The 451-nt window shown below is 46.8% G+C and carries 2 tRNA genes; both read left to right on the forward strand.

What is annotated here, in order from left to right:
- Positions 1-26: 26 nt before the first annotated feature.
- Positions 27-99, forward strand: a tRNA-Asn gene (locus tag FAY32_RS14495).
- Positions 100-131: 32 nt separating this feature from the next.
- Positions 132-204: transfer RNA gene (locus FAY32_RS14500), tRNA-Thr, on the forward strand.
- The last annotated feature ends 247 nt before the right edge of the window (positions 205-451 follow it).

The raw sequence follows: 451 nt of genomic DNA on the forward strand, positions 1-451 counted from the left end.
AGGATAGGACGTTGCCACGCGATTATTCCGGCATAGCTCAGTTGGTAGAGCACCTGACTGTTAATCAGGTTGTCGACGGTTCGAGCCCGCCTGCCGGAGTCGGGTTAACCTGGTTAGCCAGTTAGTGATATGCCGGCTTAGCTCAGCTGGTAGAGCATCGGTATCGTAAACCGAGGGTCGGGGATTCGAATTCCTCAGCCGGCATCAGAATAGTCGTTAGTCGTTGGGACTAACGGCTTTTTTTGTGCATTTAAAAAAATTGTTTTGAGCAGGAAATGGCGGTGATAGGGGTGCTTTTGAGAGGTCTGGGACAAAAGTCTCAGGTCCTTATTACGACGCACCGTAAGCACCTAATAACTGACCGTCTATGACTGGCGACAAATACACGATATGATTACCTCATCAAATAAATTGGTGAGGTTTTTATTATGGAAAAACAAGATATCGTTCA

The sequence above is a fragment of the Levilactobacillus enshiensis genome (assembly GCF_007115095.1).
Taxonomy (GTDB): Bacteria; Bacillota; Bacilli; order Lactobacillales; family Lactobacillaceae; genus Levilactobacillus; species Levilactobacillus enshiensis.